The sequence below is a fragment of the Psychroserpens sp. genome, assembly GCF_034670085.1.
Taxonomy (GTDB): Bacteria; Bacteroidota; Bacteroidia; order Flavobacteriales; family Flavobacteriaceae; genus Psychroserpens.
On record NZ_JAXMOD010000001.1, the window covers coordinates 827,355 to 851,688 of the forward strand.

At 33.6% G+C, this 24,334-nt stretch carries 20 protein-coding genes; 7 read left to right on the top strand and 13 right to left on the bottom strand.

Translation table 11 applies throughout. The annotated features are described in order from the left end of the window. Positions 1-64: 64 nt before the first annotated feature. Positions 65-1,174, bottom strand: a complete 1,110-nt coding sequence (gene dinB / locus VOI25_RS03565) for a DNA polymerase IV (RefSeq protein ID WP_323787574.1) — start codon at positions 1,172-1,174, stop codon at positions 65-67. A gap of 32 nt (positions 1,175-1,206) precedes the next feature. On the opposite strand from dinB, the gene VOI25_RS03570 reads away from it, so the two are divergent. Both VOI25_RS03570 and VOI25_RS03575 read left to right on the top strand, forming a co-directional pair. Next, entirely contained in the window at positions 1,207-1,683 is a 477-nt protein-coding gene (locus VOI25_RS03570) for a CYTH domain-containing protein (protein ID WP_323787635.1), read from the top strand. A gap of 7 nt (positions 1,684-1,690) precedes the next feature. Beyond that, positions 1,691-2,227: a hypothetical protein gene (locus VOI25_RS03575; RefSeq protein WP_323787575.1), complete on the top strand. Its 537-nt coding sequence runs from the start codon at positions 1,691-1,693 to the stop codon at positions 2,225-2,227. A 55-nt stretch (positions 2,228-2,282) separates the two neighbouring features. Here VOI25_RS03575 and VOI25_RS03580 read toward each other — a convergent pair whose 3' ends face one another. Then, complete coding sequence (locus tag VOI25_RS03580; RefSeq protein ID WP_323787576.1) at positions 2,283-2,798, bottom strand: heavy metal-associated domain-containing protein; 516 nt, start codon at positions 2,796-2,798, stop codon at positions 2,283-2,285. A gap of 94 nt (positions 2,799-2,892) precedes the next feature. On the opposite strand from VOI25_RS03580, the gene VOI25_RS03585 reads away from it, so the two are divergent. Next, the gene (locus VOI25_RS03585; protein WP_323787577.1) at positions 2,893-3,771 is read left to right on the top strand and encodes a DMT family transporter; all 879 of its coding nucleotides are present in this window, start codon (positions 2,893-2,895) and stop codon (positions 3,769-3,771) included. Positions 3,772-3,825: 54 nt separating this feature from the next. Here the strand turns inward: VOI25_RS03585 and VOI25_RS03590 are convergent, their stop codons facing one another. Next, positions 3,826-5,907, bottom strand: a complete 2,082-nt coding sequence (locus VOI25_RS03590) for an insulinase family protein (protein WP_323787578.1) — start codon at positions 5,905-5,907, stop codon at positions 3,826-3,828. 19 nt (positions 5,908-5,926) lie between these two features. Continuing rightward, entirely contained in the window at positions 5,927-7,255 is a 1,329-nt protein-coding gene (locus tag VOI25_RS03595; protein WP_323787579.1) for a pitrilysin family protein, read from the bottom strand. A 381-nt stretch (positions 7,256-7,636) separates the two neighbouring features. Here VOI25_RS03595 and rplU point away from each other — a divergent pair, with 381 nt between their 5' ends. Then, entirely contained in the window at positions 7,637-8,335 is a 699-nt protein-coding gene (rplU, locus tag VOI25_RS03600; RefSeq protein WP_323787580.1) for a 50S ribosomal protein L21, read from the top strand. A gap of 41 nt (positions 8,336-8,376) precedes the next feature. Beyond that, positions 8,377-8,637, top strand: coding sequence for a 50S ribosomal protein L27 (rpmA, locus tag VOI25_RS03605; RefSeq protein WP_323787581.1), 261 nt, complete (start codon positions 8,377-8,379; stop codon positions 8,635-8,637). 55 nt (positions 8,638-8,692) lie between these two features. Here rpmA and VOI25_RS03610 read toward each other — a convergent pair whose 3' ends face one another. From VOI25_RS03610 to VOI25_RS03640, 7 genes are all read right to left on the bottom strand, one after another. Further along, on the bottom strand, positions 8,693-10,462 hold the full coding sequence (locus tag VOI25_RS03610) for a MutS-related protein (protein WP_323787582.1): 1,770 nt from the start codon (positions 10,460-10,462) through the stop codon (positions 8,693-8,695). Between the two features lie 87 nt (positions 10,463-10,549). Next, entirely contained in the window at positions 10,550-11,296 is a 747-nt protein-coding gene (locus tag VOI25_RS03615; protein ID WP_323787636.1) for a succinate dehydrogenase/fumarate reductase iron-sulfur subunit, read from the bottom strand. Positions 11,297-11,310: 14 nt separating this feature from the next. After that, positions 11,311-13,323 (bottom strand): fumarate reductase/succinate dehydrogenase flavoprotein subunit, encoded by a 2,013-nt coding sequence (locus VOI25_RS03620; RefSeq protein WP_323787583.1) that lies wholly within the window; start codon positions 13,321-13,323, stop codon positions 11,311-11,313. 12 nt (positions 13,324-13,335) lie between these two features. After that, positions 13,336-14,013: a succinate dehydrogenase cytochrome b subunit gene (locus VOI25_RS03625; protein ID WP_323787584.1), complete on the bottom strand. Its 678-nt coding sequence runs from the start codon at positions 14,011-14,013 to the stop codon at positions 13,336-13,338. A gap of 97 nt (positions 14,014-14,110) precedes the next feature. Continuing rightward, positions 14,111-15,226: a hypothetical protein gene (locus VOI25_RS03630; RefSeq protein WP_323787585.1), complete on the bottom strand. Its 1,116-nt coding sequence runs from the start codon at positions 15,224-15,226 to the stop codon at positions 14,111-14,113. Between the two features lie 276 nt (positions 15,227-15,502). Then, the gene (locus VOI25_RS03635; protein WP_323787586.1) at positions 15,503-16,378 is read right to left on the bottom strand and encodes a hypothetical protein; all 876 of its coding nucleotides are present in this window, start codon (positions 16,376-16,378) and stop codon (positions 15,503-15,505) included. Positions 16,379-16,416: 38 nt separating this feature from the next. After that, a complete protein-coding gene (locus VOI25_RS03640; protein ID WP_323787587.1) occupies positions 16,417-19,260 on the bottom strand; it encodes a VPS10 domain-containing protein in 2,844 nt (947 codons plus the stop codon). Positions 19,261-19,444: 184 nt separating this feature from the next. Here VOI25_RS03640 and VOI25_RS03645 point away from each other — a divergent pair, with 184 nt between their 5' ends. Further along, positions 19,445-19,744, top strand: coding sequence for a hypothetical protein (locus tag VOI25_RS03645; protein ID WP_323787588.1), 300 nt, complete (start codon positions 19,445-19,447; stop codon positions 19,742-19,744). 71 nt (positions 19,745-19,815) lie between these two features. Here the strand turns inward: VOI25_RS03645 and VOI25_RS03650 are convergent, their stop codons facing one another. Continuing rightward, positions 19,816-21,591: a T9SS type A sorting domain-containing protein gene (locus VOI25_RS03650; RefSeq protein WP_323787590.1), complete on the bottom strand. Its 1,776-nt coding sequence runs from the start codon at positions 21,589-21,591 to the stop codon at positions 19,816-19,818. 120 nt (positions 21,592-21,711) lie between these two features. Here VOI25_RS03650 and VOI25_RS03655 point away from each other — a divergent pair, with 120 nt between their 5' ends. Beyond that, positions 21,712-23,004, top strand: a complete 1,293-nt coding sequence (locus VOI25_RS03655; protein WP_323787591.1) for an aminopeptidase P family protein — start codon at positions 21,712-21,714, stop codon at positions 23,002-23,004. Positions 23,005-23,043: 39 nt separating this feature from the next. Here VOI25_RS03655 and brnQ read toward each other — a convergent pair whose 3' ends face one another. Beyond that, a complete protein-coding gene (brnQ, locus tag VOI25_RS03660; RefSeq protein WP_323787592.1) occupies positions 23,044-24,327 on the bottom strand; it encodes a branched-chain amino acid transport system II carrier protein in 1,284 nt (427 codons plus the stop codon). Positions 24,328-24,334: the final 7 nt, after the last annotated feature.

Genomic DNA, 24,334 nt, shown 5'->3' on the forward strand with positions numbered 1-24,334 from the left:
TTTTGCGAAAAACGCAAAAGGATGCCGTTGCAATCGCTAACGCGTAATCAGAACCTGGTTTAACTTAAAACTCAAATTTTAACTGCACACTAATAGGTTTTTCAATTGGGTTTGATTGTTTTGAATTTGAAGCATCTGTATTTAAATTAGATAATGAAATCCCTAACAACCGAACAGAATTACTCAGCTTTTCTTGATATAATAAATCTTTAGCAGTTTCTAGAACAATACTTTTTTCACTGATATAATAGGGTAAAGTTTTACTTCTAGTTTGCAATGTAAAATCACTGTATTTAATTTTTAAAGTCACTGTTTTACCTGTAACTTTACTTTTGTGTAATCGTTTTGATACTTCTTCCGCAATATGATCTAACTTTTCGAGCATAAAAATTTCAGAAGACAGATTTTCATTAAACGTGCGTTCGGCAGCTAATGATTTTCTAATCCGATTGGGCTTCACTTCACTTGTATGAATTCCTCTAACCACATGATAATAAAAACGACCCGATTTCCCGAAGTACTCCTCTAAATAATCTAGCGTTTTTGCTTTTAAATCTTTGCCAGTGAAAATACCTTTTTGATACATTTTTTCAGCAGTTACCTTCCCAACACCATAGAATTTTCGAATATCTAAGTCTTCTAAAAACTGAAGTACTTCTTCAGGATTAACAGTTTTTTGTCCGTTAGGTTTGTTATAATCACTCGCGACTTTCGCAATAAATTTATTGATGGAAATGCCTGCAGAAGCCGTTAATCCAACCTCATTAAAAATGCGAGTTCTTATCTCTTCAGCAAGTAGTGAAGCGCTCGGATTTCCTTTTTTATTTTCAGTAACATCAAGATAAGCTTCGTCTAGAGACAGCGGTTCGACTAAATCTGTGTAATCATAAAATATCTGTCGTACCTGTTTAGAAATTTCAGTATAGCGTGCAAAATCGGTTCTAACAAAAATCAATTCTGGACACAATTTTATTGCTAATCGTCCAGACATTGCACTTTTTACGCCAAATTTTCGAGCTTCATAACTAGCCGCACTAATCACACCTCGTGTTCCGCCTCCACCAACAGCAATAGGTTTTCCTTTGAGTTCAGGATTATCCATTTGTGCTACAGAGGCATAAAATGCATCCATATCCACATGAATTATCTTTCTTATTGGAAAATCGTTTGGCATACTGTAAATTTAGACATTAAATGTCTTTTTTAATGATTGAAATAGAACGTAAATTTTTAGTGACTTCAGAGGATTTCAAAACAGAATCTATTAAACAGACACGAATTATTCAAGGGTTTTTAAACACACATCCTGAACGCACAGTTAGAGTTAGGCTTAAAGGAGAAAAAGGGTTTTTAACCGTAAAAGGAAAATCAACAGATGATGGTTTGAAACGGTTTGAATGGGAAAAGGAAATTTCAAAAAACGATGCCGAAGCCCTTTTAAATTTATGTGAAGAAGGTGCTATTGATAAAATGCGATATGAAGTTAAAGTAGGTCAGCATATATTTGAAATTGATGAGTTTTTTGGAAATAATGAAGGTTTGACGATAGCTGAAGTCGAACTCAATCATGAAAATGATTATTTTGAATCACCCACTTGGCTTGGAAAGGAAGTTACAGGAGATATTAAATATTACAATTCTCAATTAAGTTTAACACCGTATAAAATGTGGTCATTTAAATAAATTCATAATGAAAAAACTAATAGTTATACTTTGTCTAGCATTAGTATGCTTTACTTGTAAGGAAAACACTAAAGCTTCAACTGTACCAATTAATGATGCTATACAAGAAGCCGAAAATAATCTAGGAGATATTGTTTCTTCAGTTAAGGAAAATAAATCGATAAAACGACTTAAAGAGGAACTCACAGCAAAAGGGTTTCAAACCTTTGATTATGTCGATGAAAAAACGCAAGATACTATTTTAATGCAGCAATACTTTATTGCATTTTTAAAACGAGGATTGGTGAGAAATCAAAATGAGGAAGAAGCTAACCGCCTTCAAAGTGAGCATTTGGCACATTTAGGTAAAATGTATGACTTGGGTTATGCAGATATATCTGGACCATTTGGTGACGATAGTGATATTCGTGGCATCACCATTTATAATGTTCCAACTCAAAAAATGGCAGATAGTTTAGCCAATTCAGACCCAATGGTAAAAGCAGGAAGACTTCAAATAGAAATTCATCCATGGTGGGCAGCAAAAGGGTTTCATTTACGATAAAACACAAAAAAAACCACTCAATTTGAGTGGTTTTTTTATTTGTATTAAATTAGGTTTAAGCTTTTTTAGCGCAACAGTCTTTTTTACAATCTTTTGCACAAGCCATTTTTTCGGCTTCTGTTTTGTTTGCACAAGATGCTTTGTCACAACTAGCAGAACATTCATGTTTTTCTGAAGAAAATGACTCTACAGTTTTCATGTCTTTCACTTTATAAGTGTCACCAGCTTTTGCAACGGCTTCTTCTAAAGAATTAGTAGTTACTTTAGCTTCATCGTATTCTACCATTGCGATTTCCTTTTCAAAATCAACTTTAGCAGATTTTACACCATCCATTTTTGCAATTTTCTTCTCTATGGTTTTTGCACAACCCATAGCACAAGTCATTCCTTCAATACCAAATTCCGCTTTAGCGTAAGTTGCATTAGGATCTAATTGTTTAGCTTCAGCTGTATTTGCTTCTGAAGTAACTTCAGTTTCAACAGTTTTAACTTCAGGTTTTGCATCATTTTTACAAGCCATCATGCTTACTGAAATTAATGCAATAACTAATAAGTTTTTTAATGTCTTCATAGGTATTAAATATTGTATTTATCACAAACTTAGTAAATATTGATGTTCCTTGCATGAAAATTAACGAATTTTGTGACTTAGTTAAAGGATTCTTATGAAAAACGCTAATAGTAAATGGCTGTATCTAATTGTTTTAGCATTGATTTGGGGAAGTTCTTTTATTTTAATAAAGAAATCCCTTTTAGGTTTAACACCTTATCAACTAGGTGCATTACGAACAATAATAACAGGAGTTATTCTCTTTGCTGTAGGTTTTATGAGTGTTAAATCTATAAAAAGGCACGAATGGAAATGGGTGATTTTATCAGGATTTTTAGGTTCTTTTATCCCAGCATTTTTATTCGCAATTGCAGAAACAGAAATTGATAGTGCTGTAACATCAATTTTAAATTCGTTAGTACCATTAAATACAGTGTTATTTGGTTTTGCTGTGTTCAAAATAGCCTCTACTAAACGACAAATTTTAGGTGTTATAATTGGTTTTATTGGAACCAGTATTTTGATTTTAAAAGGCGCTGAACTCAATCCAAATCAAAACTATTTATTTGCAGGTTATATTATTCTTGCCACCTGTATGTATGCTTTAAATGTGAACATTATTAAAAAGTATTTACAACATGCAAAGCCCTTAAGTATAGCAACTGGAAATTATGTTGCGATAATTATTCCAGCTATTGCTATACTTTGTTTTACTGACTTTTTTAATGAAAACACATTTGCGCATCCTGAATTTAAAATGTCTATAGTTTATCTTGTTATTTTGTCTCTTTTTGGAACAGCGATAGCCAAGGTTTTATTTAATACTTTGGTGCAGATTTCTACACCAGTTTTTGCATCGTCTGTGACGTATTTAATGCCTTTAGTGGCATTGATTTGGGGAATACTAGATGGCGAAGGATTTAGCCTCATGCAAGGCGTTGGAAGTCTAATAATTTTGCTAGGTGTTTATCTATCACACAAGCGTAAACGATAAAAAAACCCGAAACATTTCTGTTTCGGGTTTTATAATTAGTATGGTCTAATTTAGTTAATTAAAATCTGCTTCAATTACACCTTCATTAAATTTAATATCTACTGATTTAAGTGTTATGATTTGCGGACCATTTGTTATTTTTTGAGTTTTTGGTAACATAACTCCGTTAACATCTTGATAATCTGAGAAGTCAACTATTGATGTTACCATTTGACCTTGTTGCTCACTTGTTGATTCTGTACGAACTAAGTAACCTGTAGTCGTATCATAATATCTGTGTGATACATCTTCACCTTTAGTCACTTTAACTTTGTACACATCTTTTCCTTCAACAGTTGCAATAGATTCTAGTGCCATATTAGCCACATCAACATAAAGTTCTGGGAATAATCCTTTCTCTTCTTTTTTACCATCTAACTCTTTATCTGTCATTGGTACTTTCATTCCCTGTTGCTCTCTATATCCTGTAGCTCCATCGAATTTTTGCTTCATCACAGTTCCCATTCCTTCGATTACCATTTCCATAGATTCCTTATTAGGAGCCATAGCCTTAATTATAGCCTTTGGTTTAAATGGAGCGCCTTCAATTGTTACATCTGCATTTGTTAAAATGGTATTGATACCTTGTAATTTATCTTTTCCACCTACTGCAGTTAAGTAATTAGCAACAACTGTTTGAGCAGTTACTCCTTCTGGAATTGGTTTAGAAAAAACAGGCTTATCAACTGTGTTTGCATACTTGTCGTAATATTTAATTGGAATCCCTGTTTTTTCAAGGTTTTCTAAAACCTCACTTCCTTTACCAACTATTACAACTCTTGCGTTTTCAGGCTTCATGTATTTGTTAGCAACACGCTTTACGTCATCTGCAGTTACTGCATTAATTTTTTGTAAATATGTCGTATAGAAATTTTTAGGTAAATTGTTTAGCTTGATATTTAAAGCATAACGAGCTACTGTTTGTGGGTTTTCTAAGCCCATGATAAAGTTACCTACATATTTTGCTTTTGTATCCTTTAACATTTTAGGATCTACTGGTTCTGTTTTGATACGGTTAATTTCTTTTAGCGCTTCAACAACAGCACTATCAGTAACCATATTTCTAACTTTAGCAGTTGCACTAAAACTTCCAGCACCATATCTGTTTGCTCTTAAGCTAGAATACGCACCATAAGTATAACCTTTGTCTTCACGTAAATTCTTGAATAAGTAGCCTTCACCACCACCACCAAGGATGCTATTTGCGATGATACTTGCATGATAATCTTCATCACTCATTTTTAAATCTACACTATTTTTGATTGCAATACTCGATTGAGATGCATTTGGTAAATCCACAAAATTGATTTGAGTGTATTGTGCATTCGGACTTACAGGTGGAACTGTTGTTGTAACATCAATAGATTTTTCCCAATTACCAAAATACTTTTTTACTTGTTTTCTAACAGTACTTAAATCAACGTCTCCAATAATTACTAAATAAGCATTATTTGGGTTGAATCGTTTTTGATAAAAAGCAACAGCATCACCAAAGGTCACATTGTTGATAGTCTCTTCTGTAACAAATTCTCCGTAAGGGTGTTTTGCACCATATAATAAAGCGTCAGCTACACGACCACTTATTGCATCAATATCTTTTTCTTGTGTTTTAAGACCTTCAATAAACTTGGTTTTTTCTTTATCAAATTCTTCTTCAGTTAATAAAGGATTGATAGCTGCATCAGCCATAAGTTCTAATATTCGTTCTGAATATTTTGATAAGGTGGCAGCATAGCCACCATTAATTCCTAAGTTTAAACTTGCACCTAAAAAGTCGATTTCTTCATTAAAGTCGTCTTTAGGAATACTTGTAGTACCATTTCCTAGCATACTACCTATTAGGCTTTCAACACCAGCCTTAGCTCCAGTAGCAACAGGCTTATTGTCTATGTTTAAAGAATAAGAGACTCTAGGCAGTTTATGGTTTTCAACAACAAGAACTTTTAATCCATTTTTCAATTCAAATTCACTAGGAACTTCTAAAGAAATAGATGGTTCTGGTCCTGGTTTAGGTTGAATAGATCTATCTAATTGTGCATTTACGCTTACTACTGACATTAAGAACAGTAAAATAAATGCTGATAATTTTGTTTTCATATTATATATTGTTTTCATCTTATTGTTCGTCTTTTTGTGGTAGGTATTCAATTTCAACTCTTTGATTCGGACTTAAGTATTTTTGTGCTACTGCTTGAATGTCCTCTCTTGTAATACTTCTATAAATTTCAATTTCTTTATTGATTAAGTTTACATCGCCATATAACAAATAGTATGTTGCAAGTGATCCTGCAATACCTTCAATGCTAGAGTTCGCATTTACAAATTGATTTTCAAATTGATTGATAAGTTTTTGATGATCACGTTCAGAAATTAATTCGTTTTGCATTTTAGCAATTTCAACATCAATTTCAGTTAATAACGTATCTAAAGTAACCTCACCTAATGGAAGTGCAAACATGGCAAATATGTTATAATCCATTTGTCCAATATTAACAGCCTGCACTGCTAAAGCTTGTTTTTGGTTGTCAACTAACTTTTTATAAAGTACAGAGCTTTTTCCTCCACTTAAATAAGAAGAAATCATATCTAAAATATAAGCATCTCTTGTTCCAAAACCAGGAGTTCTATAGGCTGCAAGAATAGCTGGTAATTGAATGTTTTTATCGTAAGCTTTAGCTTTTTCTGTAGTTGTTATTGGTTGTTCTTTAGGGAAATTTCTAACCACTTCTGGTCCTCTTTTAACTTCACTAAAGTATTTTTTTACAAGCTCTTTCGTTTCTCCAGTATCAATATCTCCAGCAACAATTAAAACGGCATTATTTGGGCCATAATAATCTTTAAAATATTGATTAAATTCTGCTAGAGTAGAAGCATCTAAATCTTCCATATAGCCAATATTTGGATCTTTATATGGGTGAACTTTAAAAAGATTTGCACCTAAAGTTTCAAATATTTTACCATATGGAGATTCATAACGTTGACGTTTTTCTTCTTTAACAACTTCGTTTTGAGTATCGACACCAACCTGATCAATTACAGGATGTAGCATGCGTTCAGACTCTAACCATAAACCTAATTCCAATTTGTTTGATGGAAAAACCTCATAGTAATAGGTTCTATCTTGTGAGGTGTTAGCATTAAATTTTCCACCATTAGCTGGAATGATTTTCATGAATTCACCACGCTCTATGTTTTCAGACCCTTCAAATAAAAGGTGTTCAAAAAAGTGAGCAAAACCTGTGCGAGGAGCTTCTGGACTACCTCCAACATCTTTTCCTCCTACATTATACATAACTGATGTGATAACAACTGGAGCAGTGTTATCTTGATGAAGAATGACATGTAATCCATTGTCTAGATCAAATTCTTCAAATTTAACTTCTTGTGCAGTTGTAGCAAATATTGCAAGTACAAATGCAGCTAAAGTAAATAAGCCTTTTTTCATTGTGAGTTTGTTTTAAATTAGTTTTTACGAATTGTAAGTATTCATAAATCATGAAATGTTACAACGAATCACAAAAATAATGATTAACAATTCGTTTTTACAGGTTTAAATTCTAAAAAATTCTTAAAAATGTTTGAAATGAGTGTTTTATCCCTGATTTTTATAATTGAAACTAATTTTTTCTTATTGTTTAGGTTGCGTGAGCCTAGGCTTTGATAACAATTTAGAGTTCACGTTTAAGGAACTCTTTAAAATTCCCTGTTTAAATACTTAAAACAGATAAATCGTTTGTGAATTAATTAATTAGAATGTATATTTGCACCCGCTTTCTGAAGAGAAAGTACACATTTTGAATAATTTAATTAATAAAAACGTTACGCTATGTACGCAATTGTAGAGATAGCAGGGCATCAATTTAAAGTTGAAAAAGACCAAAAAGTTTTTGTTAACCGTTTAGCAACAGAAGAAGGTAAGAAAGTTTCTTTCGATAACGTTCTTTTAATTGGAGATGGTAACAATGTAACTTTAGGCGCCCCAGCTATAGACGGAGCACAAGTAAGTGCAAAAGTCTTAAAGCACCTTAAAGGTGATAAAGTGATAGTTTTCAAAAAGAAAAGAAGAAAAGGTTACCGTGTGAAAAATGGACACAGACAATCTTTATCTGAAATCGTAATTGAAAGCATCGTCGCTTCAGGAGCTAAAAAAGCAACTCCAGCTAAAGCTGAGAAAGCTGCTCCAAAAAAAGAAGCTAAAAAAGCTGAACCAAAAGTAGAAGCAAAAGCTGCTGCTCCAAAAACTGAAGCTAAGAAAGCTGCTCCTAAAAAAGCAACTGGGAAAGCTGACGATTTGAAGAAAATCGAAGGTATTGGGCCAAAGATTGCATCTACATTAGTAGAAGCAGGAATCGCAACTTATGCAGATCTAGCTAAAACAGATTCAGCAAAAATTTCAGAAATCATCGCAGGTGTTCGTGGAAATCACGTTACTGATACTTGGCCAGCACAAGCTAAAATGGCTGCTGATGGTAAGTGGGATGAGTTAAAGAAATGGCAAGACGAATTAGATGGTGGGAAAGCGTAATTGCTAACCACTAAAGTATAACAATATAAAACCTTAAGACAATGGCTCATAAAAAAGGAGTAGGTAGTTCTAAAAACGGTAGAGAATCAGAATCGAAACGCTTAGGTGTTAAGATATTTGGTGGACAAGCTGCATTAGCTGGTAACATTATCGTAAGACAAAGAGGTAATACACATCACCCAGGTGAAAATGTGTATGGAGGAAAAGATCACACTTTACATGCTAAAGTTGATGGTTTAGTGAAATTCACAAAGAAGAAAGATGGTAAGTCTTTTGTTTCTATTGAAGCTTTCGAAGCTTAATTGAGTTTTACCTCATAATAAAAAACCCATTCTATTTTAGAATGGGTTTTTTATTTTATATAATCTCCATCTTCTTCAATAAAAAGCTCGCATTCATATTTTGACAAATGCCTTTTTTGAATTTGTAATCAAAGTAGAGTTCGTCGTTTACAATTTCTGCATCAAAATAATAGTTTTTCACGTCGTCAAGTTCTTCGGAAATTTCACATAGACTTAAATCATGTGTAGCAATAATTCCTGTTGCATTACCCGAAACTAATTTTTCGACAAACTTTCTGGAGCCAATGGCTTTATCCGTGCTATTTGTACCTTTTAAAATTTCGTCTAGAATGATAAAATAAGGTTCCTTTTCAATGGCATCCACTATAAATTTTAAACGCGTTAATTCTGAAAAGAAATAACTACTATCATCGGTTAATGAGTCGCTCGTGCGCATACTTGTAATGAGTTTTACAGGAGAATACGAACTAGATTTAGCACAAACAGGTAAGCCAACATTTGCCATCATTATATGTAAAGACACGGTTCTTAGGAATGTGCTTTTACCAGCCATGTTTGCCCCAGTTACGATAAAGAATTGTTGATTATGTATTACGACATCACTACTAATACGTTTGTCCTTATGAAGTAATGGATGTCCCAAATCTTTTGCGTTTATTGTTGTTTGACCAGTAGTAATTTCTGGAAAAACGTGTTCAACATGATTGAAGGCATAATTCCCTAAGCTGTTATAGGCATCAAAAAAAGAAACCACATCAAACCAGTCTTCAACTTTGTGTGCATATTGTGAGATCCATTGTTCTACTTTAAGCGCATTTTTAATATCGGAAAGCAGATAACCATTCCCGAAAATGGCTCCTATGAGGTTATTGCGATTATCTAATGCATCTAAATGTTTTGAAAATTCAGAGAAAATAGTGGAAGCTTTTTTTCCTTCAGATTGAATTTGTTTCTGTTTCTCTTGAAGGAGTTTTGATGTGAAATTTTCATTTTCTATTTGAAGTAATAAAGAGGCATACTGTTTAAATGTATCTTTTGCTTTATCTGAATTTGCTGCTAGTATATTAATCTTTTTTAAATACAATCCAGTGAATCCTAAGCCAAAAAACAACCAATAACCAAAAAATGAAATGTCTATGATACTAAATATAGCAAAGAGTAATAAAGCTAAAGAGATAAATGTAATTAACCATGGAAGCCATTTCATCTTCTTAGGGATGAAATTCTTATGATTTTTTAACCAATTGATGATTTGTAAACTAGGAGTTTCGGTTTCTATTAAGCTCCCAGTTGCCGCATAAAGTTGTGTCCATTTGGTTTTTTCGGACAATTCTTTAATGGCAGCTTGACGCTCTTCAATGTTAGAATTATCATTAGCTTTTAAGGCATTTGAAAGATCATGTTGCCCTTCTGGTAACATCGTCCTATTTATAAATTGAAAAAAAGAACCTTTTCCAAAGAGATCTATATCTAAACTATAGAAATGTTTAGGATCTTGAAATTGTAATCCAGTATCTCTATGATGAAAATCACCAGAAGCAATTTTTAATTCTTCTGCATTTATAGTAGCTAATGCCTTATGAAGATCACGTTTTGCTTTTGAATCTGTATATTTTGAAAGTAGGTAAATAAAGATTCCTAAACCTAGGATACCAATAATCAATGCTAATTGCCATCTCGAAAACGTAACATACACGAGCATTACAGTAATTGCAAAGGCTAGCAAACGTAAAGAACTAAGTAGGATAAGCCGTTTCTTTTGTGAAGCGACTTCAGCTTTATGTGTTTCTAATTCTTGATTATAGAATTGTATTGGATCAATCATGATATTTTTTATATTGTAAAGAAACAAAAAACCCCAAGATTGCTCTTGAGATTTTTGTTTATAATTTGAGTGCGAAAACGTTTTTTATTAACCCTTAAGACTCGCTTTTAAATATTCTTGATTCATACGAGCAATGTTTTCTAAAGAAATTCCTTTAGGACATTCTACCTCACAAGCTCCAGTATTGGTACAGTTACCAAATCCTTCTTCGTCCATTTGCTTTACCATATTAAGAACACGATCAGTAGCTTCAACTTTACCTTGTGGAAGCAATGCAAATTGCGATACTTTGGCACCAACAAATAACATCGCGCTTGAGTTTTTACAAGAGGCTACACAAGCACCACAACCAATACACATGGCTGCTTCAAAAGATTTATCAGCATCTTCCTTATTAATTGGAATAGCATTTGCATCAATAGTATTTCCGGAGGTATTTACAGAAATAAAGCCTCCAGCATGTTGAATACGGTCAAAGGCAGTTCTGTCTACAATTAAATCTTTAATCACAGGAAACGCTTTAGCTCTAAACGGCTCTATGTAAATCGTATCACCATCTTTAAACATACGCATATGTAATTGGCATGTTGTTATACCACGATCTGGTCCATGTGCTTCACCATTAATATATAAAGAACACATTCCACAGATGCCTTCTCGACAATCGTGATCGAAGGCAACAGGATCTTCATTATTATTTACAAGTTGTTCGTTAAGTACGTCTAACATTTCAAGGAAAGACATATCTGGTGATATATCGTTGACTTTATAATCAACCAGTTGCCCTTTATCACTTGCGTTTTTCTGACGCCAAATTTTAAGTGTTAAATTCATATTCATAACTTTCCTTATTTGTAACTTCTTTGTTTCAATTCAATATCCTTAAACTCTAACTGTTCTTTGTGCAATACAGCATCACTTGGTTCTCCTTTATATTCCCAAGCAGAGACGTAAGCGAAATTTTCATCGTCACGTTTAGCTTCTCCTTTTTGTTCACCATCTATTTCTACAGCATCTTCTCTAAAATGTCCACCACAAGATTCTTCTCTATCTAAAGCATCTTTGGCGAAAAGCTCACCCAATTCTAAGAAATCTGCAACACGTCCAGCTTTTGCTAATTCTTCATTATATTCTTCATTAGTTCCAGGTACTTTTACATCTTTCCAGAATTGCTCTCTCAATGCTTTTATCTCGGTAATAGCTTCGTTTAAACCTTTAACGTTTCGAGACATTCCAACTTTATTCCACATGATTTTCCCTAATTTCTTATGGAAATAATCAACAGAATGTTTCCCTTCATTTGTTACGAAGAAATCTAATTTCTCTTTAACTTCATTTTCAGCATCTTCAAATTCTTTGGAGGATGTAGAAATAGGACCTGTACGAATATCATCAGACAAATAATCTCCAATCGTATAAGGTAATACAAAATAGCCATCAGCCAAACCTTGCATTAAAGCCGAAGCTCCAAGTCTGTTTGCACCATGATCAGAGAAATTAGCTTCTCCAATACAATATAAACCAGGAACGGTTGTCATTAAGTTGTAATCTACCCAAATTCCACCCATTGTATAATGCACTGCTGGATAAATCATCATTGGAGTGTTGTATGGATCTTGATCTACAATCTTTTCATACATTTGGAATAAGTTTCCATATTTATTTTTCACAACCTCTTGTCCTAATTTCTTAACAAGAGCTGGGTCATTTTCATCTAAACCTTTAACATGAGCTTGCTCTTTACCGTAGCGTTCAATTGCCGAAGCAAAGTCTAAGAATACCGCTTCACCAGTTGCGTTTACACCAAATCCAGCATCACAACGTTCTTTTGCAGCTCTTGACGCAACATCACGTGGCACCAAGTTACCAAAGGCTGGATAACGACGTTCTAAATAGTAATCGCGATCTTCTTCGGCTAAATCTTTTGGTTTTAAAGTTCTATTTCGAATTGCTTCAACATCTTTCATATGTTTTGGCACCCAAATACGTCCATCATTTCTTAAAGACTCAGACATCAATGTTAGTTTAGATTGATGATCTCCAGACACAGGAATACAGGTTGGGTGAATTTGTGTGTAACAAGGATTTGCAAAGTAAGCACCACGTTTGTGAGCTTTCCATGCCGCTGTTACATTAGATCCCATTGCATTAGTTGATAAAAAGAAGACATTACCATAACCTCCAGTTCCTAAGACAACAGCATGTGCAGAATGTCTTTCGATTTCTCCTGTGATTAAGTTACGCGTAATGATACCTCGAGCTTTACCGTTAACTATTACAACGTCCAACATCTCGTGACGGTTGTACATTTTGATTTTTCCACGACCGATTTGACGGTTCATTGCAGAATAAGCTCCGAGTAATAATTGTTGACCAGTTTGTCCAGCAGCATAAAACGTTCTAGATACAAGAACACCACCAAACGATCTGTTATCTAACAAGCCACCATATTCACGAGCAAACGGAACACCTTGAGCCACGCATTGGTCAATTATATTTGCTGAAACTTCAGCTAAACGGTAGACGTTTGCTTCACGAGAACGGTAATCGCCACCTTTTACAGTATCGTAAAATAAGCGATAAGTTGAATCACCGTCACCTTGGTAGTTTTTTGCAGCATTAATTCCACCTTGTGCTGCAATAGAGTGTGCTCGACGTGGAGAATCTTGAAAACAAAACGCTTTAACATTGTATCCAAGTTCTGCTAGAGTAGCAGCTGCAGATCCACCTGCTAATCCTGTACCAACAACAATAACATCAATGTTACGCTTGTTAGCAGGATTTACTAAGTCGATGTGATTTTTATAATTCGTCCATTTGTCTGCAATTGGACCTTTTGGTATTTTAGAATCTAAAGCCATACTTTACAAGTATTAATGAATGTGATTGAAATGGTGATATAATGCAATGATTACAAATCCTAACGGCACTAAAATAGCATATAGTTTTCCGCAAGTTTTCAATCCTTTTGTGTATTTATTATTTGCTCCAACAGATTGGAAAGCCGAATCAAAACCGTGTAATAAATGAAGTGCTAGGAAGATAAAACCTATACAATACAATGCAACTCTCCAAATAGGAACGAATTTCTCTTGTAGTTCGTGAAAATATCTGAATTCGCCATTATGCATGCCAGACATGTCACCAACAATGTACTTGGTATTAATTTCTGGAATCCAAAAATCAATAAAGTGAATAACAAGGAATACAAGGATAAAACCTCCGCTCCAAATCATATTTCTACTCATCCAAGTAGAATTTGCAGCACCATTATTTTTAGCATAGCTAATGGCTCTTGCTTGCTTGTTTTTAATTTCTAATACGAATCCCATTATAAAATGAAAAATAACACCTATGATTAATATAGGTTGAATTACATATTGAATTACCCAGAAGGTTCCCATAAAGTGAGATACTTCATTAAAAGTGTCTGGACTTAATACAGAAAGACTATTAATTGCAAAATGTTGTAATACAAAAATCATTAGGAAGAATGCCGAAAGTGCCATGGCAAATTTTCTTCCAATCGACGAATTTAAAATTCCGCTCATTATCTATGAAGTTAGTTTATATACATACAAAGATAAGGAGCAAGCCGAAGCTCTACAAGGTTTTAGTTGTATATTTGGTTATTTAGAATGGGTTTACTTAAAAGTTGAACCTTGGGTTTACTATTGAATTATAAATTGATCCGAATTGATAACTAAAACCAATATTAACCCAATAGTTGTAGCCAGACTGTAATTGCTGTTGTTGAAGCAATAATTCTTCAAGTGATACATCACCAGCGGGAAGATTAATTTGATTTCTTGTAATTCTATAATTACCACCAACATTAAAATTAAACCCTTTAAAAATTCTAATACTTGCGCCAACATAAAAACCCATAGCCTTCAAATCGGTATCGTGTAAATATTGCATAAAAGAGGCTTCTCCATAAATATTTCCCCATTCTTGTCTGATACTTCCACCAAGCAGTATAGAATGTTCAAATTGGAATTCTTTTTCTTTGCCATATACCGATCGTTCTATGTAATCGTTGAAAACTAAACCATTTCGGTAGCTTAGGATGAGTTGTTTTTTTGCAGATTCTTCGTATTTAAAAAAATTATATTCAATACCTGGTTTGAGTCTCCAAAACAATTTATAATTGCTATATGTTGAGGTTCCAATATTTCCGAAGAAACCATAAGACCAGTGATTATTAATGCTTAAAACATCACTAATATTCAAAGATTTATTGTTGTTTATTGCTATAATATCATCTCCATCATATGTGAAAACAGATTTATTTTCACCAAAACTAGCTCTAAATGAAAATTTATTTTTTTCAGTTACTCTTCGAGCTGAAATGTTAAAATTTAAATTACTAGATTTATTAGATTCTTGACCTTCGAAATAACCACTAGCACCAAGGCTAAAAACCCAGAAATCCCAAGGGTCTATGTCAGAAACCTCTTCAGATTCTGTTTGAGGGTTAGGAACAGTTACAGTTATATTTGATACATTGTCGCTTGCAATCCAGAACCTAACCAAGCCAAGTTTTATGTATTCTAAAGTGCGTTGTCTTATATCATCTCTTGTCATATTAGAATCTGTAGAAAACCTTAATTTGTAATTGATGTTTTCAAATTTATTTTTACCTATAAATTCAACTTCATAAAGGCGACCACCACTACCATTTCGTTGTGTTACGAAAAATAGATGTACATCACTAAGGTCTTGATCTCTTACAAATTGTACGTTGCCAAGATTTTGCTTCATAAACGTGGTGTCACAAATGTTGCAATCAAGGTATATTTTCAAATCGTTATTTGGATCTTCTTGTGAAAAAGTATAGGATGATATAAATATTACTAGAAGTAATAAAGGGGACCTTTGCATATGAATTTAGTTGATTAATATTAGTGGTTTATCAAACACAAAAGAAGCTATTAGTTCATTTCATGAAGACTTTAATTTAAAACTAGCCTAATGAGAGATAGGAAATGTCAAATCAACGTGAAATAAGTGTCAATTTTTATAAAAAAAAGAAAAGAATTAATTTTCTACACTAGGAATTAAGCCACGAAGTCCCATATCTACGACTTGTTCTCCAGCTTCTGGTTGGTATTTTCCATCTGCATTTACTTCTGTCCATTCAAAGCTATTATTAATAGAAAATGAAAGTGTTACAGTAATATCTTGAGTTTCATTTCCGGTGATATTCAATCCATTTTCAAATTCTCCTGTAACCACACAAGATCCTGGAGGAATTGGTGAGGAATCGAATAAAGGATTTGGCACTGTCGTAGATCCTTCTGGAGCTTGCCCTTGTGTGGTAAATCCCAAGGCTTCAAAAGCCCAAAACCCTTGAGGTTTATTGTCATTAATATCAAAAGTACTTCCATTGAGATTGAATGTAGTAATATAGGAATTGTAACCAACAAAACTGGCTAACGTTCCCGTAATGTCTTGTCCGTTTGTGAAAACAATAATATTGCCTTCTTGATAAGCTAAAGACACTCTAACCCATTCGTAATTTCCACTTGCAACTTCAGTTAAAGGGATTGTTATAAACGTTTCGTTATTACCTGCAAAAACTGCATTTTGAAAATTTATAGCTTGAGCACCTCCAGCTGTAGTTTCACTTCCCACATAAATAATTTCACCGGTTTCTAAAGGCGTTAATGCTGTTGGAGCTAATTCAATATAATTAGCGCTCATTCGATTTATTGAAGGTGATTGTGCTGCATTTCCTGAAGGAATCGTTGCTGGTTGTCCTAAATTATTTAATCGAATTTGATTAGCGTCAAATTTTAGTTTGATGACTAAATTAGGTTCTGAAGGGTTTTGTTGCTGGTTGCCATCATTGTCTTCACTGCAAGACATGATTAATCCACTGATTAAGAAGATGCATAGTTTAATGTATTTCATTGATTCAGAGTTTTTAGTATAACTTTAAAAATAGCATATTATTTTACCTCAAAATTAGTTTTTTGGTCATCAATTTGGATTGTATAAGTGCCTTTTGGTAAATAATACTTATCGTTTTTGGCTTTATTTAATTCAATAGTTGTATTTTCTTTAAGTAGTGCTTTTCGACCTTTTTCAGTTATTGTTAAATCATAACCAGCATAATTAAATCCTTTATCCGAATTCACTTTTAACTGATTAAGGAGCGTCCCTTTTTCTGATAAAATTTTAACTGTTTTTTCTTCTGAAGCATTTACATAAAAAGCCAATTCAATTTCCGGTTCGAAGGTATCATACCATTTTCCCCAGGAACTTCCCCAACGAGATGAGTGTCTTACATCATTAACTTTAAATATAGTTATTGGGTTTGACATCATTTTGTTATTCATTAATTGTAGTTCTGAAATATCAGTTTTGTAAATACTCCTTCCGTGTGTGCCAATTAAAAGGTCTTTAGCGTCAGGTTGAACTACAATATCATGAACAGCAACATTTGGAAGCCCTTCACTAAACACTTCCCAACTTTGACCTTGATTGAATGATACATAAGCACCATTGTCTGTTCCTAAATAGAGAATATTTTCGTTTTCTGAATCTTCTCTAATGACATTTACTGGTGAAGCAGGTATGTTAGAACTAATGTCTGTCCACGTAGTACCATAATCATTACTCATATACGCATAGACTTTAAAATCATCCCAACGATAACCATTGAGTGTTGCGTAAACACGTTCTTTTTTATGTTGAGAAGCAATTACTCGACTTACCCAAAGGTCTTTTGGTAAGGAATTAGATATATTTGTCCAATTGCCTCCAGAATTTTTTGTAACATGTATTAATCCGTCGTCACTACCAGTGTAAATTAATCCAAATTGAAAAGGTGATTCACTAATTGAAGCTAAAGTTCCGTAGGCCACATTTCCTTTTTTTCCGCCATTGGTCAAGTCTCCACTAATTGCTGTCCAATCATTACCTTGATTCATTGAACGCATGAGTTTATTTCCGCCTAAGTACAAAATATCTTGATTGTGAGGTGACAATAAAATTGGTGTTTGCCAATTAAAACGATATGGATTTTCACCAAGTTCATGTTTTGGTTGAATGTAAGTGTCTTCTTCGGTTTCTAGATTAAGTCTGTAGTAATTTCCAAATTGATAACCAGTATAAACGATATTGTGATTTCTACTATCGATTTGAATCTGCATACCGTCTCCACCCATAATTCCTTTCCATGGATATTGACCTCTTTGATGCCAACTTTTATCTTCTCTAGCTGTATTTGCACCAACCCAAACACCATTATCTTGTAAACCACCATACACGTTATAGGGCTGTTCATTATCGACATTAATAGCATAAAATTGACCAACAGAAGGCGAATTGTTTTTAATCCAATTTTCACCATCATCATATGTAATATTTACACCACCATCATTACCGTTGATGAGGTGATTGGGGTTTTTAGGATTAATCCAAAGCGCATGATGATCTGCATGTACATTTTCGGCACTAATAGATGTGAATGTTTGTCCACCATCTTTAGATTTCACAATCGGAACACCATAAATATAAATGTTATCTGCATTATTTGGAGCCACATAAATATGTCCGAAATAGTAACCATAACTGTAATAGATATCGTCTAAATAATCGTCATGTGTTTTTTTCCAAGTGAGTCCACCATCAGTACTTTTGTAAACTTCAGTTCCTATAACTGGCGAATCAAATAACATAGAATTGGCATCTTCAATATATTTTGCGAGATCGATTGGTTTTACATTTCCACTTCGCACCATTTGCTTTACATTTTCAGCTCTATATTTTTCCTGAAAGCCATTCATTTTTAAATATTCATTCAGTTTTTTGTCATCTAATGCTAAGAATGCTTGAGTGGTCATACTTTTGAAATCATCTTTCGTTAAAATATGTGATGTTTCTTTATTTTCTTCTGAAGGTCTTCTAAATTGACTATCATGAACCGCATAAATAATCGCATCATCATAAATAGCTAATCCAATTCTTCCAACGCCATTTCCAGTTGGAAAACCACTATTTTCTGTTGAAACTTTAGTCCATGTGTTTCCTGCATCTGTACTTTTGTAAATTGCTGAATTATTTCCGTTACCATCAAAATTCCATGCTTTTCTATCTTTGGTCCAAGACGAAGCAAACATTAAATTGTAATTATTAGGATTGGTTTGTAGGTCGATAATTCCACTCATATTATCAACAAATAGTTTTTGCGACCATGTTTGTCCGCCATCCATTGTTTTGTAAATACCTCGTTCTTGATTTGACGAATATAAGTGACCTGTAACTCCAACAACCACCTCATTTGGATTGTTTGGATTGATGAGAATTCGTCCAATATGATGCGAATCGTTTAAGCCCATATTTTGCCATGTTTTTCCGTTATCTGTCGACTTTAATATCCCAATTCCAGCATAGCTAGAGCGCGACGCATTGTTTTCACCTGTACCAACCCAAATGGTTTTGGTTTTCCAATCCACGGCAATATCACCAACATTTTGCGTGTCTGAATTATCGAGAATTGGAGTAAACGTAGTTCCGTTATTTACAGTATGCCAAACACCACCAGATGCGTAGCCTACATAAAATTCTGTTGGATTTTCTGGATTAACATCGAGGTCAACAACTCGTCCACTCATTACTGTTGGTCCTATGTTTTCAAAAGCAACATTTTTAACCAGGGAAGTTTCAGTTAAATTCTTTTTTTGCTCTAGTGCTTGAGTAATAGTTTCAGCAGATGTTGCTGGTTGCTGGGCAAATAGTAAAAAAGTATTTAGAAGAAAAACGAATGAAAAGAATCTTTTATATAACATGTTGAATAGAATTTTAGTGGCATGAAATTACTATTTTTTTAGAAAGTATTATTAAATAAACTAGGTTAAAAATGTTTTAACCTAGACTAATCAATAACAAAATGTTAATTAAATTGAATTATTTTTATTTTTTAAGTTAATAAATTCATTACTTTTCAAAATATTAACTAATAAATTTATTAAAATGGAAGAGTATTTACCTTTAATTATCCAATTAGTCAGTGGAGCTGTTGGTGGAAATTTAGCAGGATCACTAATGAAGAAATTCTCATTAGGAACTCTTGGTAATTCAATCGTAGGAATTTTAGGAGGTGGACTTGGTGGTCAACTTCTTGGGATGATTGGTTTAAGTGGCGCAGAAGCTGCAGCGGCTTCATCAGGAATGGACTTAACGAGTATCCTTGGAAGTGTTGCTGGAGGTGGTGTTGGTGGAGGAGTTGTTATGGCAATCGTTGGTATGATAAAAAATGCTATGAAAAAATAAGGTTATAGCAGTTATATTAAAAAAAGGCGTTCAAAATTTTGAACGCCTTTTTATTGCTATTTAAATTTTATTTATTCAATAATGAATTTCTTAGTTATTGAATTCCCATTGACATCATCAATCTGAATAAAATATACTCCAGAATGTAACAAACTAGTATTAATAGATGTTGTATTACTTAAATCAACTTTAGTAATTAATCGTCCTCTTACATCATACAATACGGCTTCTACAAGAATATTAGATTCAGAATGTTTAATATTAAGTGTGTTATTTGCGGGATTTGGATAAATTGAAATGGTATTAGCATACGCATAATCATTTACACTTAAAGTAGCACAATCAAAATCAATCATAACTGGAGCTCCACAAGGTTGAAGTGTTGTGCTTCTAGATTGAATATCGTTTCCACCTGCAATATCACTGGCACTTAGTGAACGATTATTAGTGCCTCCACCAATACTATAATGCATTATTTTATTGGTATCAATTACATGTGTTAATTGATGTCCATGTCCTAATTCGTGTACAGCTACAGTTTCAAAGTCTATTTGTGCGCCATTTGCATTTGCAGGTCCAAATTGCCAATTGGTTGTATCGTTAAAAACAATATCAAGTTCTGTAGCCAACCATTCCATTTGGGTTGTGGGCTGTGCTTGTGTATAGCAGCCACCAAATCGAGATGTGCAAACACCTAGAGTTCCATTTGGAAGCTCAGAGCCGTTATCAAATCTAATAATATTAATGTTATCATCTGCTACAACATCTGTCGTAGTTACAGCACCAATGGTCCAGTTTATGCCAGTTTCACATCTCCAAGTGTCAAACGCTCTAATGAACGATTCATTCGCAGCTGTATTATTATTAAAATCAGTTTGCATTTGCCAAATATAACCTCCACTTCCATCATTATTTATGTGTTGAGTAGGATAGGCATAGTTACCATTTCCATCTGGATCGAAAACAGCATTTGTTTCAGCATATGTAATATCCAAATTTCCTGATTGAGCAAGAACAGCAGTTGCAGCAGAATTAATCAGTGCAAAAGGACCAGAACCTGCTTGAGTTGGTATTTCAACAGTTACTTGAGTATCTGTCCAAGTTAAAATTTGAGATTCTAATGCCAGGGTAAATGTCATACCTCCATCATTAGCATTAGCGAAGCCAACGTTTTGTTTGGTTGAGCCAAATCCAACACCACCTATAGTTAAAACGGTTTGTGTTCCTGCCGTTGCAGTATTTGGCCCAAATGAAGTTATATTAATTGTACCTCTATTGGCTTCATTTGAACTCATAATATCCGCTATATTGAAGTTGCCTACGTTATTATATGGAGTACTAGTTAAATTTTCAATTTCATTATAAAAGTTTGTGATGCCTTGTTTTGCTTTAAATGGATTTGCAGCTATATTAGTGAGAGTATTGTATTTGTAAAATCCTTGAGCTCCACTATATGGTTGAAAAGTAGAGATTGAGTTATTCCCACTATTGACAGTAGCATCGTGTAATGTGAATATTCCAATATCATAAAGACCAAGTTGTAAACTAGGTGTAACAATTTCTGCTTCCAATCCAACAGTACCACCTCTTGTGATAATTTGTATAGTAGTTAAAGGCTGACCTTTAAACACTTTATATACTTCAACAGTATTTGATGTATAAATGTTGTCTTGATTGTCATCCCAAAAGGATGTTTTTGCAATAACTTTTCCTTCAATTATTTGAGTTGACGCTTGTACTTGTGTAGCTAAAGGCACCTCGTACATAAGTTCTTGTGCAGATAAGTTTGTAATCATACACAGCATTAAAGCAGTTTTTAATAAATTTTTAAATGTAATTGTTTTCATAAAGGTTAGTGTTGGTTTAAATAATGAAATTTAGCAGTTCATCGGTAAATATAGTAATTTATCGATAAGTTGTGATACTTATTTAAACTATTTACCTTTACCATATTAAAACATCAAACCATGAAATATCACTTGATTGATCAAAATCTATTTATAAAAAATCGAAAAAACTTTGCTGCAAAAATGAAGCCTAGTAGTTTGGCAGTTTTTAACTCTAACGATATCTATCCTGTAAGTGCGGATAGCACAATGCCTTTTGAACAACATCGCGATATATTCTATTTGAGTGGCGTTGATCAAGAGGAAAGTATTTTAGTGATTTTTCCTGATTGTCCTAACGAAAAGCATCGAGAAATTTTATTTTTAAAGGAAACGAATGAACATATTGCAATTTGGGAAGGCGAAAAATTAACTAAGGAAGCAGCCTTAAAAACTAGTGGTATTAAAACAGTGTACTGGCTTCAGGATCTCGAAAAAATTATGTTCGAATTGATGACGCAATGTGATACTGTTTACATAAATACCAATGAACATTATAGAGCTAATGTAGAAACTGAAACTCGTGAAGATCGTTTTACAAAATGGCTTAAAAATAAATATCCTGCGCATGCTGTAGCTAAAAGCAACCCTATTTTACAGCGTTTACGTTCGGTAAAAGATGCTACCGAAATTAGCTTAATGCAAAAAGCCTGTGATATTACCGACAAAGGACTGCGACGTGTATTAAACTTTGTACAACCAGACGTTTGGGAGTTTAATATAGAGGCCGAATTCATGCATGAATTTTTGAATAATCGTTCAAAGGGATTTGCATACACACCAATTATAGCTTCAGGAAATAATGCCAATGTGTTACATTATATTGAGAATAATCAACAATGTAAAGCTGGTGATTTGATATTGATGGATGTAGGTGCAGAATATGCTAATTACTCTAGCGACATGACGAGAACGATTCCAGTTTCAGGACGTTTTACTGACCGACAAAAAGCAGTGTACAATGCTGTAAATCGTGTTAAAAATGATGCTACAAATATGCTAAAACCAGGGACAATTTGGGCAGATTATCACGTTGAAGTTGGTAAATTGATGACTTCTGAGTTATTGGGCTTGGGCTTATTAGACAAAGCCGATGTGCAAAATGAAAACAAAGATTGGCCAGCATATAAAAAATACTTTATGCATGGCACAAGTCATAATATTGGATTAGACACGCATGACTACGGCATATTAACAGAGCCCATGAAAGCCAATATGGTGTTTACTGTTGAACCTGGTATTTATATTCCAGACGAAGGCTTCGGAATTCGTTTGGAAGATGATTTAGTAATCCAAGACAATGGAGAACCATTTAATTTAATGCGCAATATTCCTATTGAGGTCGAGGAGATAGAAGACCTTATGAATTCATAGCATAATAAAAAAGAGGTATTGAAGCCTAAAGCATTTGTTTCAGGCTTCTTTGTTTTTGTCGCTTGTAAATAAGTTAATACCTAAAAACGTCACCATTGCAGGCAAAACCCAACCTAAACCTTCGTTGGCTAAGGGAATCATATTTTTTATCCATTTTAAATTATCTTCAGGTAATAAAAAGCCTAGAAAGTCAGGAATACTAAATAAAAAAGTGACCATAACCACACCTCTAAAGACTAATTCTGAAGCATATTTTTCAGGAATAACGTTCAATAAAATAAGAACGATACATAAAGGATAAATAAACATTAATGCTGGTAATGCTATATCAATAATGTATTTAACTTCCATTTGACCAACACCAATACCGATTAAACAGCAGATAATTGCTGTAATTAAATACGCTTTTTGGAATTGCTTAAAATAGGCTTTAAAAAAGTCGGCAATACTAACAATAATGGCGATCGCAGTTGTAAAGCACGCCAAAGCAACAAGAACACTTAAAAAGGCAGACCCGAAATTACCTAAGGTCTTTGCTGCCAATCCTGAAAGTAAATTCGTTCTAGAAATAGAAGCTTCAAATTGAGAATTATAAATTGCTCCTACAGCAATTAAACCAGCATAAATAATAAACAAACCTATCATTGCAATTAAACCAGATTTGGCTATCATTTTTCGCTTATCATCAAAAGATAAATTTAGATTTGAGTTATTAATGGAAACAATTATAATTCCTCCCATAATCATTCCTGCCATCGCATCATAGGTTTGATAGCCTTCGAGCAAACCACTAATTATAGGTACTTCAAAACCTGATGGAGTAATTGTCATCGAAGGAGACATTATTCCAATTCCAATAATAAGAATTACAATACTGACTATTATAGGTGTCAAGTACTTGCCAATTAAATTTAAAACTTGATTTCTATTTATGACGAAAATAAACACAAGAACGAAGTAAATAATGCTTGTGAGCCAAGCGCTGGTGCCAAAAAAGGGTTGTATTGCTATTTCATGAGTAACTGCAGCAGTTCTTGGGCAAGGTAAGGCAACAGTTATAAGTAACATTGCAAGACAAAATATAAAACTAAAAAGTGGCGATACTTTTTTACCAAAATCATACAGAGTGCCTTGTAATTTTGCATGTGCAAATATTGATAATAAAGGAATTAAAGTGGTTGAAATTAAAAATCCAAATGCGACCAACCACCAATCTGGTCCTGAGAGATAGCCCAGCATTGGTGGTAATATTAAATTCCCAGCACCAAAAAACCCTGCAAAAAGTGCAAATCCAAAGACAAATGTTTCTTTAGTTTTATTCATAGGTTGG

Excerpts from the sequence above, each read along its gene's own strand:
- dinB (WP_323787574.1), bottom strand. The coding sequence starts at position 1,174 with ATGCCAAACGATTTTCCAATAAGAAAGATAATTCATGTGGATATGGAT.
- VOI25_RS03570 (WP_323787635.1), top strand. The coding sequence starts at position 1,207 with ATGATTGAAATAGAACGTAAATTTTTAGTGACTTCAGAGGATTTCAAA.
- VOI25_RS03575 (WP_323787575.1), top strand. The coding sequence starts at position 1,691 with ATGAAAAAACTAATAGTTATACTTTGTCTAGCATTAGTATGCTTTACT.
- VOI25_RS03580 (WP_323787576.1), bottom strand. The coding sequence starts at position 2,798 with ATGAAGACATTAAAAAACTTATTAGTTATTGCATTAATTTCAGTAAGC.
- VOI25_RS03585 (WP_323787577.1), top strand. The coding sequence starts at position 2,893 with ATGAAAAACGCTAATAGTAAATGGCTGTATCTAATTGTTTTAGCATTG.
- VOI25_RS03590 (WP_323787578.1), bottom strand. The coding sequence starts at position 5,907 with ATGAAAACAAAATTATCAGCATTTATTTTACTGTTCTTAATGTCAGTA.
- VOI25_RS03595 (WP_323787579.1), bottom strand. The coding sequence starts at position 7,255 with ATGAAAAAAGGCTTATTTACTTTAGCTGCATTTGTACTTGCAATATTT.
- rplU (WP_323787580.1), top strand. The coding sequence starts at position 7,637 with ATGTACGCAATTGTAGAGATAGCAGGGCATCAATTTAAAGTTGAAAAA.
- rpmA (WP_323787581.1), top strand. The coding sequence starts at position 8,377 with ATGGCTCATAAAAAAGGAGTAGGTAGTTCTAAAAACGGTAGAGAATCA.
- VOI25_RS03610 (WP_323787582.1), bottom strand. The coding sequence starts at position 10,462 with ATGATTGATCCAATACAATTCTATAATCAAGAATTAGAAACACATAAA.
- VOI25_RS03615 (WP_323787636.1), bottom strand. The coding sequence starts at position 11,296 with ATGAATTTAACACTTAAAATTTGGCGTCAGAAAAACGCAAGTGATAAA.
- VOI25_RS03620 (WP_323787583.1), bottom strand. The coding sequence starts at position 13,323 with ATGGCTTTAGATTCTAAAATACCAAAAGGTCCAATTGCAGACAAATGG.
- VOI25_RS03625 (WP_323787584.1), bottom strand. The coding sequence starts at position 14,013 with ATGAGCGGAATTTTAAATTCGTCGATTGGAAGAAAATTTGCCATGGCA.
- VOI25_RS03630 (WP_323787585.1), bottom strand. The coding sequence starts at position 15,226 with ATGAAGCAAAATCTTGGCAACGTACAATTTGTAAGAGATCAAGACCTT.
- VOI25_RS03635 (WP_323787586.1), bottom strand. The coding sequence starts at position 16,378 with ATGAAATACATTAAACTATGCATCTTCTTAATCAGTGGATTAATCATG.
- VOI25_RS03640 (WP_323787587.1), bottom strand. The coding sequence starts at position 19,260 with ATGTTATATAAAAGATTCTTTTCATTCGTTTTTCTTCTAAATACTTTT.
- VOI25_RS03645 (WP_323787588.1), top strand. The coding sequence starts at position 19,445 with ATGGAAGAGTATTTACCTTTAATTATCCAATTAGTCAGTGGAGCTGTT.
- VOI25_RS03650 (WP_323787590.1), bottom strand. The coding sequence starts at position 21,591 with ATGAAAACAATTACATTTAAAAATTTATTAAAAACTGCTTTAATGCTG.
- VOI25_RS03655 (WP_323787591.1), top strand. The coding sequence starts at position 21,712 with ATGAAATATCACTTGATTGATCAAAATCTATTTATAAAAAATCGAAAA.
- brnQ (WP_323787592.1), bottom strand. The coding sequence starts at position 24,327 with ATGAATAAAACTAAAGAAACATTTGTCTTTGGATTTGCACTTTTTGCA.